Here is a 12,739-nt window from a genome sequence, read left to right as displayed (position 1 = left end):
GTTTTTACTTTTCAAATAATAAGCATAACAAAAATTGCATGAAGTGAATTGCAATAATTCTTGTTGACATTGCTTGAACTCAATGATAAAAATCACTCATAGGCTATGGAGAGGATTTTCAGATGGACAGCGGAAAGGAAAAGAACGAACTCAAGGATATTACTGTCGGCTTAGAGCAACGTATAAGCGCCTACGAATCAAAGCTTAAGGATTTACGAAAAAAACGGGAGCAGCTCAATGAAGAAATCGCAACGATTGAGAAATACATCGAGTTGGCGAAGACTCTCTATCGTGTCGAAGCGGACAAGGCGAAACTGGCGAGCCTCTCGAGCCAGATTATTACGGATGAAACGGGAGCATTGCCCCCACAGGACACGGATGTCACGGACCAATCGCGAGAAATTCTTTTAGGTCGTAGTAAATACGTCGGCATGAGCGTACCCGATGCGGTTCATATGATATTAAAGGAAGCCAGACGATCCATGCATGCGAAAGAAATCTGCCAACACCTGGTCGAAGGCGGTATGCATATTCGTGGAAAAACTCCTGTGACATCTGTAGCCACCTCGTTAAAGCGAGATCGGCGTTTTCATAAGGTTGCGCCAAATACCTTTGCAATCATTCGCCATGATGGCGAGACCAAGCCCCTCACACAAGCGATGTGAGGTCCGGCACGCAGTCATGTGCGTAGTCAACGAACGTGAAAGGAGGTGAGTACCTTGGCCACAAAGAAAAAAGCCGCTCCTAAAAAGAAGGCTCCGACTGCGAAGCCAAAGGCGAAAGCCAAAACCAAGAAGAAGTAATCTAGCCTCCCTCCGTAGTACCGCCGGGGGCGGGGCCCCCTGCTCCCGGCGTGTTTTTCCTCCTGCCAGAGGCACACTCCTTTCATCGATCCCCTATCTGCCGCTCTTTTATTGTGTGCCCCCTTTCAGTATGCTCCATCATTACCTGGAGCAAGACAACAATGAAACCTTCTCGTATTGAACTTGACGACCTCACCAAGATTGCCATTGAAGCTGCACAACTTGGCGGCTCAATCCTGACAGACTATGCGCAAAAAGGGTTTGAGATTCACAAAAAATCCAAGATTAACCTCGTCACCGAAGCCGACCTCGCATCAGAAAAAGCCATCGTTGGAATCATCAGCCAAGCGTTTCCCTCTCATCAAGTGTTAGCGGAAGAAGAAGGGCTCCACACAAACCACAAAAGCCCCTACAAGTGGATTATTGATCCGCTTGATGGGACCACCAATTTCGCACATGGATTTCCGTTGTACAATGTATCGATTGGAGTCGAGCACGAAGGGAGTGTTGAAGTCGGCGTCGTCCTTGACCCAACGAGAAATGAACTATTTGTCGCAAAAAAAGGAAGCGGGTCGACATTGAACAACAAGGCCATCCACGTTTCCGCCACCCAAAAACTGGGAGATGCGCTCCTCGTCACCGGTTTCGCCTATGATGTCCATACCGTCGCTGATAATAATCTGAAAGAGTTTTGTGAGTTCTCATTACGCGCGCGCGGCATGCGACGGACCGGTACGGCCGCGATTGATCTGTGTTATATCGCCTGCGGTCGCTTCGATGGGTTTTGGGAATTGAAACTCAATCCCTGGGATACCGCAGCAGGCAAACTCATTGTCGAAGAAGCTGGCGGGAGAGTCACCAACTACAAAGGCGAACTGTTTTCCATCTATGGACAAGACCTGATTGCAAGTAATGGGTTAATACATGAAGGAATGGTAAGTGTCCTTAACGAAATTCGTTCGTCTCAGGAAGCAACAAAAAGCTGAAAGTTATTGGAATGATATGTCCTATATGCCAGATTGATCTTATTTCATTTCAAGAAGCTGACCTTCACTTGGATCATTGTCCAACGGGACATGGCATTTGGTTTGATGGGGGAGAACTCGCAACATATAGAAAAGAGCATCCCAATAGTGGGAACTCTGAAATAAATGGGTCCACAAAGTTTTTATCCATACCGGGAACACCCGTTAAAGACTGTCCACGATGCACGACGGCAACATTAGAAGGTGGTCGGCTATACGAACTTGATGTCCGGCACTGCTTCACTTGTCATGGGGTTTTTCTGGGGCAATCTCTTCCAATGACCCAAGACCCCCTAGATCCAACGCCAGTGCTTATCGGGACTTGGGTTCTTCAAGCAATCGCGTCTGGTTTCGGATAAGACTCAATTCTCCGCCCCCACTATCTCTCTATTTTTCTTGTTGCTGTGCTCTACAACAGCACTTTAATCCACTTTTACAAAGCTCAGGAGCAGTTTCACATCGTGAAAATGCAGCTCTCTTCAGCATCGATATAAATTTCCCAAAAGTCTGCCATCATCTCTTGCGGGATCATGCATAAAGGGGTATTGTGGGTCTTTCATTGACAATAGGTCTGTGTACTTTTTTGTAAATCGCTGGCGATGTGACAGTCTAGGCAACTCCGTTTATTTGATTTGTTGGAACCTGAAGCCAGGATGTATCCCCCCCTCTCAAATATATGTACGTCTACCCCTTTTGTAGCAGTCGACCACGTTCGTTGGTTCCACGCTCCGGTAACATGTCTCATCCCCTCACTTCTAAAGTTATGCATTACAACTCTTAGTCATACAAAAGATTTCAATTATCCAACAACAGACATTCGTCGATACGGTCTTGCATTATGACGTTCATAGAATTTTGGAATACGCATGTACACGTCAGGGAAAATCGATAGAAATCCTATAACTGTATCCGTAAGAACAACCACACCGCCATGAAGATTCTCATCGTCGATGACAAGAGGGAATCCCTCTATCTTTTGGAACAAATGCTCGCCACAAGCGGATACGAAGTCTTAGCCGCGACACATGGAGTCGAAGCACTTGAAACTCTATCAACACAATCCTGCAATCTCATTATTTCTGACATTCTTATGCCAGTGATGGATGGGTTTCAACTTTGTCGACACATCAAAAAGCACGATGAACTGCGAGCGATTCCGTTCATTTTTTATACCGCGACCTATACAGACAAAAAAGACGAAGAGTTCGCGTTATCATTGGGCGCAGACTGCTTCATCAGAAAACCTTCAGAGCCGGAGGAATTGTTACGACATATTAAATACATCACAGATAATATGCAGAGCGATCCGAACAATAAGGCACATGCGTCATCGTGTGCACTCAAAGAGACAGAAGTGTTAAAACTCTACAATGAGCGTCTCATCAATCGACTTGAGAAGAAACTTGTCGAGTTAGAGCAAGAAACGAAGGAACGCAAGAGAGGGGAAACGCGACAATCAGAGTTATTGAGAATGCTTGAAGCTTCTCTCAATGAACTCTATGTCTTTCACTTCGAATCGTTGAAATTTATCGAGGGCAATTCGGGTGCACGAGAAAATCTCGGGTATTCAATTGAAGAACTGTCTCGCCTCACACCGTTAGATCTCATGATCGAATTTTCGCCGGATTCGTTCGACAAACTTCTACGCCCAATCCGAACTGGTGAAGAAAAACGAATTCAGTTCACCACGATCCATCGTCGGAAAAACGGCACGTTATATCCCGTCGAAGTCTACCTTGAACGCTCAACATCAGAGTCCTTGCCAGCCTTCATGGCCATAGTCCTCGATATTACTGAACGCAAGCATGCAGAAGAAGCCTTTCGCCAAACAGAGCAAAAGCTTCACCAACTCCAGAAAATGGAAGCCCTCGGAACGTTATCAGCTGGCATTGCTCATGATTTCAATAACATTCTTGGAGCCATCCTCGGATACACGGAATTGGCATTGATCAAGATTTTTCCGAATGGCGATGTTTACCAGAATTTGCAACAGGTCTTGAAGGCTGGAAATCGAGCCAAAGAATTAGTCGCTCACATCTTGACCTTCAGCCGTCAAGTTGATCAACAACGGATTCCGACTGAACTCCATTTCATGGTCAAAGAAGCCCTTGACCTGTTGAGGGCGACCCTTCCTTCGACAATTACCATTCAACAAAGTCTTTCAACACAACCAGGGGTTGTTCTGGCAGATCCAACTCAAATTCATCAAGTCTTAATGAATCTTTGTACGAATGCTGAGCATGCAATGCGCGAAAACGGTGGCATCTTGGAGGTTTCACTCGACCACGTGGAAATCTCACGACACCAGGAATCTATGCCTCCTGAGCTTAAACCAGGCCTCTATCACCGCCTCTCAATCAGCGATACGGGAAATGGCATTCCCCCAAAAATTCAAAACCGGATTTTCGAACCGTTTTTCACCACGAAACGTATGGGAGAAGGAACCGGCATGGGCCTCTCAGTGGTTCATGGCATCATTGCCAACCATGAAGGGGCCATCACCGTAGAAAGTACACTGGGGAAGGGAACGAGATTTGATATCTATTTCCCTCAAACGAATGAGGTGATTGAATCTGAAATTGAAGTGAGTCCGCCAACTCAACCAAAACAAGGATGTATTCTGTTTGTCGACGATGAAGAACCGCTCACGCAACTCGGCCAAAAAATGTTGCAACAACTGGGGTATGAAGCTGTGGTCCGGACGAATAGCCTCGAAGCCTTGCGCGTTTTCCGCAATGATCCCTTTCATTACGATGTCGTGATTACGGATCAAACGATGCCAAACTTAACCGGAGACGCACTGGCTCGCGAACTACTCAGCATCCGTCCAGAACTCCCAATCATTCTCTGCACTGGATTCAGTTACACCATGACTCCTGAAAAAGCGACGGCGATGGGCATACGTGCATTTCTCATGAAACCAATTTTGAGTCATGAGCTCGCACAGACCATTCAGCGAGTGTTGGGATAAGGAAGGAAGTTATCGAGATCTGGCCGTAGCCTGAAAAAGAGGAAGACTCACAGTAAATGTGGTACCGACACCAATCTGACTGTCAACGCTGATCTGACCTCCATGCGCATCAACCACATCTTTAACAATTTTCGTACCAAGACCAGTGCCTCCAGCCTTTAGGCTAATCGTTCGATTTGTGAAGAGACTTTCACGAACCTCTGGCGACATTCCATGGCCTGTGTCGGAAATCGAAAGACGAATGGCCTGTGCACTTGAATCAAGCGAACCGCGAATGGTAATCGATCCCCCGTTCGACACCTCATCAAGCGCATTATTAATCAGATTATATAACGCATTGAAGATACGACGTTCATCAGCCTGAATGGCCGGCAAGTCATTCAGGTTTTTCTTTTCAAGACCGATACCGCGCTCTTCGGCTAATGGACGCAACGTCTCCATCACCATCGTCACCACATCGAGAATCTGACAGGAGCTAAATTGAGGCGGACTGCTCAGCCCCTTGACTGTATCAGCTATTTCCTTCACACGTTCTTGAATAAGACGAGCATTACCCCGAATCATCGAGAGAATTTTTTCGCTTGACTCCTGATTGGTTTTGACTTGCGCAACATCCTCTGGCACCACATGACCCAAGAGGTCGTGTAATTTCTTTTCAAGAATCCACGCACCATACGTAATTGGCATCATCATGTTTTTGATGTCATGACTGATGTCTCCCAAGACATGCGCCACCTCACTCAGTTTCACTTGTTCGAATAAACGTGCCTCCTCAATTGATATGGCCGTAAAAGCAGAAATAATCGTCAAAATTGAGACGTCATCATCATCAAGGCTCCCGGATTTTTTATTCATCACCTCGAGCACTCCGATTGGATTACCTTCCCAACGCTTTAATGGCAACGCAATCAAGTCCTGAGTGACCTGTCCAAACGTCTGATCGATCCGCATAAAATGACGTTGATCCTGTTGCACATTGTTCACCACAATGGCTTCGGCACGCTGAAACGCCACTCCGGCAATACCTTCATCCCAAGAAAACGTTGTGCCTATCGGCGGAGATTTTTCACCAATGACATGGGTAAACTCTAACTCTTTGGTTTCTGAATTCGCGAAAAGAATGCATCCGGCTTCCGCCCCAACAACATCCAACGCAATGCTCAAGGCTTGCTCTAAAACATCTTCTAAACGAAGACGCTGGAAGAGGGCTTCGCTAATTCGTCGGGCAGCTTCGAGTTCACGCTCTCGTCGGTCAAGCCGCTCCTGAATCTGTAAGCTGGCGCGGTCGGACAGCATGTCCGAATCATGCCCATGATTACTCATACCATCCCCTTCAAAAACTATGTACCCTGTGTATTTAAAGGATCGTAGCACCCTTAGAGCATTTTTTCTAGATAGTATCGTGCAACGAATCAACGCTTCATCCTGAGTCTCGGAGCTGACTCGCTCCTATTCGTCTTCAAGTGAGATGACGTGAAAAGCACCATGATACATGGGCATAAGATCACCGAAATGAAGAAATTTTTTGAGAAAGAATTTCTCATCGATACTTGTCAGTAGGCGTGAAAACGTCAATAATGCGTATAACATTCCTCCATGAGCCAAGTGGACATTCTCTGTATTCTCTCTCTTAACGTTCGCAGGACATGGCGAACGTCTCGAGGGAACAGAATGGACCGGAAGATGTGAAGAGCCTTTGACACTCTTCGTAGTATCATCCTGAACACTTCTAAAATGTTCATAGTCGCCTTTTCATACTGAGTAATCGAACCATTAAAGATCGACTGTTAGTAATGCAGGCATGAATTCATTCGCTGGCTTGTTAATGCGACCCCGATCCATGGGACTTGCGATCCTCGCGGTTCTACTGATCATACGAATCTGGGACCCTATTCCTGTCAAGACACTCCGCCTTCAAGTTTTTGATTATTTTCAAAAAATTCAACCCCGAACTCCAACAGGGAACCAGGTCATGATCGTCGACCTCGATGAGGCAAGCCTGGCAACTTACGGGCAGTGGCCTTGGCCACGAACGATGATAGCTCAGTTAATTACGAATCTCTTTAACTCCGGGGTGAAAACTGTCGGCTTTGATATCATATTCGCTGAACCAGATCGCTTATCGCCAGATTGGATGCTCGCAACACTTGATGGTCTCAACACACGAGCGAGAGAGCACCTGATGAATTTACCGAACCATGATGTCATCCTCGCCAATGTCATCAAACAGAAGCCCATTGTCCTTTCAGAGACGGCGTTGTCCAAGGCCAGCCCAGTCACTCATGATTCCCCACCGAGAACACCCACATTCGTTGAAATCGGCATGGACCCGAGACCTCATCTCTTTTCCTATCCAGGGTTGCTTCGTAATATCCCCGAGTTAGAAACCGCAGCAGCTGGACATGGCGTCATTACGCTCAATCCAGAACCTGATGGCGTCGTACGAAGAGTGCCCATGTTACTACGCGTTGACTCACACATCCTTCCTACCCTCAGCCTCGAACTCCTTCGGGTCGCTACGAATGAATCCGCCCTTTCAGTCAATACTGACTTTGCCGGCATTCAAAACGTGACAGTTGCGCAAACTCAAATTCCGACCGACAATATCGGCCGAATGTGGATCCATTATGCGAAACGCAATCCAGAACAGTACATCTCGGCTAAGGATATCCTGACCAACACTGTGACTCCTGAAAAGCTGGCCGGCAAATTGGTGCTGATCGGCTCATCAGCAGCTGGGTTGGGCGATGACAAGGTGACGCCAATCGAGGGGACATTGCCTGGAGTGGAAATCCATGCCCAAATTCTCGATATGTTGACCAACCAATCGTTCTTAACCCGTTCGAATATCGCGCTGGCACAGGAACTGATTACCATCCTTTTTCTGGGGCTATTCATCATTTTTCTTGTGCCGTTTTTCGGTGCACTTCAGACCTTGCTCTTGGGAACAGGCATTACCGCGGGAATGATCGCAATCTCATGGTATTGGTATGTGGCTCATGGCGTACTCTTTGATGTGTCCTACGGAGCGATAGGAATTCTCGGACTATATAGTCTCTTAAGCTATGTCAACTATGTTCGTGAAGAATATTCTCGTCGACAAATCCGGAACACATTCAGCCGATACATCTCACCAGCGCTCGTCGAACAATTGTCACGTAACTCGGGTCAGGTTCAGCTTGGAGGTGAAACCAAAACCATGACCGTATTGTTCTGTGATGTCCGTGACTTCACCAGCATCTCGGAACAATATCAAACTGACCCTCAGGGATTAACCCAATTCATCAACCAACTGCTCACACCCTTGACGGAGTCAATCCTTTCTCATCATGGAACGATCGACAAGTATCTTGGTGATGGCATCATGGCATTTTGGAACGCACCACTTGATGATCCTGATCATGCCGTGCATGCGTGTAAAGCCGCATTGGACATCATTCATCAATTAGAAATTTTCAATCAAACACGAATCTATGAATCTGACAATGCCGGGAATTCGTTTTCACCAATCAAGGTTGGAATTGGGATCAATACCGGTCCATGTGTCGTCGGGAACGTCGGTTCCAAACAACGATTTGACTATTCTGTCCTGGGAGATACCGTCAATATTGCCTCACGGTTAGAAGGACTCTCAAAATCCTATGACCTTGGAATTGTGATAGGCCCACACACGGCCGAATTCGTTCGGGCACGTTTGGCTATTCTTGAAATTGACGTTTTGACATTAAAAGGGAAAAAAGAAGCTGCCAGAACTTATAATGTGATCGGAGACGATCTACTACACATGGATCCCCGCTTTCAGGCTTTACGCCAGTTACATGCAGAAATGTTAGTGGCCTTTCGAAGCCGCGAGTGGGACCGGGTTAAGCAGATTTTGATGCATCTTGAACATAATCCTCATATGCCACTCCCACTCCACAAACTATATAATGAATGCCTTCTCTACTACCAAAAACATCCCCCCGCCAAAGACTGGACTGGCCATTTTATGTCAACCCTCAAGTAGGATGCTGACACTGCATAGGAAAGAGTACACACAAGTCGTCACCGTAAAAATCAGTACACGTGTTGTTTTAGATGAAATGTTGTATCATAATCATCCGGTCATGATTCATAAAAAAGAGAATTTCAAGGTCGTATGAACTGACCTTCCTCTTAGTCAGTCATAGGCGTATTTCTTTTTTGTGTTTCTTGGAAAGGGGAATGTGTGGTCGCGATCACCATAAAAAATCAAATGATGGTTCTGCTTGGCATTCTGCTTATTGGATTGTTCATGCATACCTCCATAGCCTCAGCAGACGAGCGCGTGATTGGAACCGTAAAATCGGTCAAAGACCACGCATTCATTATCAGAGAGGATAAACGAATCAAATGTCAAATTGGTAATGCCATCTTTCAACATGATGCTCTTGAAACAGACGAGAGCGGAACGTTGGGCGTCACACTCAAAGACAACACCAGGCTTTCTCTTGGCCCCAAAAGCTACCTCACGGTGAATGAATTTACCTTTAACCCCAAACAAGAACAATACTCACTTGTCACGGAGATGATCAGAGGCACACTCGTGTATCTCTCAGGTATCATCGCCAAGCTTTCGCCCGAATCAGTTTCGATCAAAACACCAACCGCAACAGTCGGAATTAGAGGAACACGACTCGTGATCCGAATCGATCATGAAGAAGACCGTCCTAACCAAGAAGGTTAGACGACTCGGCTCAAGACTATTGCAACACGTTGTGACGATATGGATGTCTGTTCAACGCAACCCCTAAAAGTATTTCATCGGTTGACAGGAAGGGTGCTCATTTTCCTTCTTCTTGTTTCAAGCTGTACAAGTCCACCCACACCTCTACCGGCTCCTTGGGTGAATCCAACCATGTGGGAGCATGGAACGACGGTCACAGGGACAGGAATTCCCCATGCACAAGTCTACGTTTGGCATAAAGGACTTCCCATCGCCAAGGATACCATTTCATCTGAAGGCACATATGAATTGATCGTGCCAGCATTACACGAGGAACAGATACTGACGGCGACTCAGACCCTCAACGGACAGACAAGCATCAGATCTGCTCCTGTCAGCGTGAATCCAGTCAAACTGACTGGCATCGAAGTTTACCCTGTTGTATCAACAACCATTGAACAAGATCAGACTTTCCCCTATACCGCAAAGGGGGTATTTTCAAATGGTGAGACCGAGAACCCACTACCCGAGGTTACCTGGCTCACAAATCCACCGACGGTGGCTATGATCAATGCTAATGGGATCGTCACAGGGCTCGAAGCCGGGACCACAACGATTCAAGCGACACGCGAGGGCATCAAATCTACTCAAGTCCAATTGACCGTAAAGCCTCGGCCTCCTGTCGTGACCTCCCCACTGAAGGCTGGCGACACCATGGTGACCGGCATTGCCACACCCTCTGCCAGCATCAATGTCATGATCAATGGAATTCCTCTTGACTCAAGAGTCATGGCTAACGCTGAAGGCCAGTGGCAGGCGGACGACTTCCCTCCTCTCGACGGACATGATTACGTGACCAGCTTCCAGCTTGTGAAGCACATCCAGAGCGCCACCTCACTTCCAGTCGACGTTAGTCCCGCCATCCTAACGGAAATCACTCTCAACCCTGACCCCACCACCGAGAGCACTTTGGAACTAGGCCAATCTCAACGCTACACCGCATCAGGCCTCTTCTCCAATGGCAGGACGGAAACCCCCATGTCAAAAGTCACCTGGATTTCGAAACGACCAACAGTGGCCACTATTGATACTGATGGAATTGTCACAGGGCACAAAGCCGGAACGACCACGATTCAGGCTATACGGGAGGGCATCCAATCCGCTCAAGCTCATGTGACAATCAAGCCCTGGCCCCCTGTTGTAAACTCCTCACTCAAAGCCGGCGACACTACAGTAACGGGTATGGCTACGCCCTCAGCTCAGATCAAAGTTATGGTCAATGAGATTCCTCTTGACCTGCAAGTCATTGCTGATGCCGAAGGCCAGTGGCAAATTGGCAATCTCGATCCTCTCAATGAACATGACCACGTCACCAGTTCCCAACTTGTCAAGCACGTCCAGAGTGTCGTCTCAACTCCAGTCGTCGTTGCACCTGCCGCCCTCACGCACATCACACTTAATCCTGGCTCCGCCACCATGACTATTCTGGAGCAAGGTCAGTCACAACGCCTCACGGCATCCGGACTTTTCTCCAATGGCAGAACGGAAACCCCTATGCCGAAAGTCACCTGGGCGACAACTCTCCCAACAGTGGCCGTTGTTGATGCTGATGGGATCGTCACAGGGCTAGAAGCCGGAACTACCACCGTTCAAGCTACAAGGGAAGGTATTCTATCGGATCCTGTTCAACTGACAGTGAAACCTCGCCCCCCAGTCGTCACCTCTCGTCTCAAAGCTGGGGATACGATCGTCGCTGGATCAGCCACTTCTTTAGCTCGCATTCAACTGTTTAAAAATGGCATCCCTCTTGATACACAAATCCTTGCAGACGAACAAGGCCAGTGGCAGGCCAGCAATCTCTCTCCTCTTCACGAAAGTGATCAGATTACGAGTACACAAACCGTTAATAGCGCACAAAGTGAGCCGACAACAACCATCAACGTCTTACCAAACCACCCACCGACGCTCGATCCAATCGGGGATCAAACAATTTCCGTCGGTGAAACATTGAAGATTGCCATTCACGCGACCGACCCAGAGGGTGATACACTTGCGTATGAGGTGATTGAACGACCGTTGCCTAAGAACAGCCTCCTGGACGAAGGATCAGGTCTCTTTACATTTACTCCAACCGCAGACCAAGTCGGGAAGTCCACAATAACGTTTTTGGTCAGAGACGAAAATACGTCACAGCAGGAAACGCTTACAATCAACGTCATGCTACCCAAAAGCTTGGTCGTTCTTCTTGAAAGTCCTGATGGTACAGTCGGAAGTATTCAAGTCGCCAATGCAGCAGGAAGTCAACAGCTCGACAAGGCTGGCCAAGCCGTCAGTCTCGGAAGTTCTGAGCAGGCACCTCCTGAACCATTCATGCTGAAAGAGGAAGATATTCTCGAAGTATTTAAGGATGCACTTCAAGCTAAGCCAGAAGAACCGATCTCGTATACCTTGCACTTTGAATCCGATACCAATCTCTCTCAAGAATCACAACAACTGCTACCGGATATTTTTTCGGCCGTTGCAGAACGGACATCTCCCGACATCAGTATTATCGGTCATTCCGACCGTGCGGGCTCTGACGAATACAATTACAAGCTATCCTTACGTCGAGCGACTGCTATTTTCGATTCCTTCGTGGCGGCAGGTATCAACCCGAAACTCATGGAAGTTACCAGCCACGGTGAAAATAACCCGATCGTTAAAACCCCAGATGGCGTCAGCGAACCTCTGAATCGTCGAGTCGAAATTATCATTCGGTAATAGTTGAATAAAACAGGCAGGTCTGAATAGGCAGTTACTCGGGCGGCCTCTCGAGCCTTAATGACAGGTAGCCTTAGCTACGGTAGGTGCATATTACCCGCTAAGCCTATCTAGGCAATCCACTTCGACCTCGGGCGGCCTCTCGAGCCTTAATGACAGGTAGCCTTAGCTACGGTAGGTACATATCATCCGCTAAGCCTGTCTAGGCAATCCACTTCGACCTCGGGCGGCCTCTCGAGCCTTAATGACAGGTAGCCTTAGCTACGGTAGGGGCATATCACCCGCTAAGCCTGTCTAGGCAATCCACTTCGACCTCGGGCGGCCTCTCGAGTCTTAATTACAGGTAGCTAAGGCTCAGGTCACATCGAGTTACTTGGGGACCGTTTGGACATTCATACCTATCACACGGATTGCCATTCTCATTCATCGATTCTCCGATGGAATTTCCATAACATCCTGCGCCTAAACGACACCTCAAGAATCCAATCACGAGCAA

General features: G+C 47.5%; 8 protein-coding genes. 7 read left to right on the top strand and 1 reads right to left on the bottom strand.

Translation table 11 applies throughout. From position 1 onward, the window contains the following. Positions 1-122: 122 nt before the first annotated feature. From ACWQXP_RS17650 to ACWQXP_RS17635, 4 genes are all read left to right on the top strand, one after another. Positions 123-665, top strand: a complete 543-nt coding sequence (locus ACWQXP_RS17650; protein WP_454064173.1) for an HTH domain-containing protein — start codon at positions 123-125, stop codon at positions 663-665. 299 nt (positions 666-964) lie between these two features. Then, positions 965-1,789 carry an inositol monophosphatase family protein gene (locus ACWQXP_RS17645; RefSeq protein WP_454064172.1) on the top strand — a complete coding sequence of 275 codons (825 nt, stop codon included), beginning with the start codon at positions 965-967 and terminating at the stop codon, positions 1,787-1,789. Positions 1,790-1,800: 11 nt separating this feature from the next. Further along, on the top strand, positions 1,801-2,187 hold the full coding sequence (locus tag ACWQXP_RS17640; RefSeq protein ID WP_454064171.1) for a TFIIB-type zinc ribbon-containing protein: 387 nt from the start codon (positions 1,801-1,803) through the stop codon (positions 2,185-2,187). 572 nt (positions 2,188-2,759) lie between these two features. Next, on the top strand, positions 2,760-4,799 hold the full coding sequence (locus ACWQXP_RS17635; protein WP_454064170.1) for a response regulator: 2,040 nt from the start codon (positions 2,760-2,762) through the stop codon (positions 4,797-4,799). Positions 4,800-4,808: 9 nt separating this feature from the next. Here ACWQXP_RS17635 and ACWQXP_RS17630 read toward each other — a convergent pair whose 3' ends face one another. After that, positions 4,809-6,122, bottom strand: a complete 1,314-nt coding sequence (locus ACWQXP_RS17630) for a sensor histidine kinase (RefSeq protein WP_454064169.1) — start codon at positions 6,120-6,122, stop codon at positions 4,809-4,811. A gap of 517 nt (positions 6,123-6,639) precedes the next feature. Here ACWQXP_RS17630 and ACWQXP_RS17625 point away from each other — a divergent pair. The 3 genes from ACWQXP_RS17625 to ACWQXP_RS17615 all read left to right on the top strand — a co-directional run bounded on the left by ACWQXP_RS17625 (position 6,640) and on the right by ACWQXP_RS17615 (position 12,243). Beyond that, positions 6,640-8,805 carry a CHASE2 domain-containing protein gene (locus ACWQXP_RS17625; RefSeq protein WP_454064168.1) on the top strand — a complete coding sequence of 722 codons (2,166 nt, stop codon included), beginning with the start codon at positions 6,640-6,642 and terminating at the stop codon, positions 8,803-8,805. A gap of 201 nt (positions 8,806-9,006) precedes the next feature. Next, positions 9,007-9,504, top strand: a complete 498-nt coding sequence (locus ACWQXP_RS17620; RefSeq protein WP_454064167.1) for a FecR family protein — start codon at positions 9,007-9,009, stop codon at positions 9,502-9,504. A gap of 39 nt (positions 9,505-9,543) precedes the next feature. Then, on the top strand, positions 9,544-12,243 hold the full coding sequence (locus ACWQXP_RS17615; protein ID WP_454064166.1) for an Ig-like domain-containing protein: 2,700 nt from the start codon (positions 9,544-9,546) through the stop codon (positions 12,241-12,243). Positions 12,244-12,739: the final 496 nt, after the last annotated feature.

Source organism: Candidatus Nitrospira salsa, assembly GCF_965152625.1.
The sequence above is the reverse complement of the archived record's forward strand: the minus strand, read 5'-3'. Positions and strand labels throughout refer to the sequence as shown.

Bases quoted from the DNA above. Each gene is read 5' to 3' on its own strand.
- ACWQXP_RS17650 (WP_454064173.1), top strand. From the start codon at position 123: ATGGACAGCGGAAAGGAAAAGAACGAACTCAAGGATATTACTGTCGGC.
- ACWQXP_RS17645 (WP_454064172.1), top strand. From the start codon at position 965: ATGAAACCTTCTCGTATTGAACTTGACGACCTCACCAAGATTGCCATT.
- ACWQXP_RS17640 (WP_454064171.1), top strand. From the start codon at position 1,801: ATGATATGTCCTATATGCCAGATTGATCTTATTTCATTTCAAGAAGCT.
- ACWQXP_RS17635 (WP_454064170.1), top strand. From the start codon at position 2,760: ATGAAGATTCTCATCGTCGATGACAAGAGGGAATCCCTCTATCTTTTG.
- ACWQXP_RS17630 (WP_454064169.1), bottom strand. From the start codon at position 6,122: ATGAGTAATCATGGGCATGATTCGGACATGCTGTCCGACCGCGCCAGC.
- ACWQXP_RS17625 (WP_454064168.1), top strand. From the start codon at position 6,640: ATGGGACTTGCGATCCTCGCGGTTCTACTGATCATACGAATCTGGGAC.
- ACWQXP_RS17615 (WP_454064166.1), top strand. From the start codon at position 9,544: ATGGATGTCTGTTCAACGCAACCCCTAAAAGTATTTCATCGGTTGACA.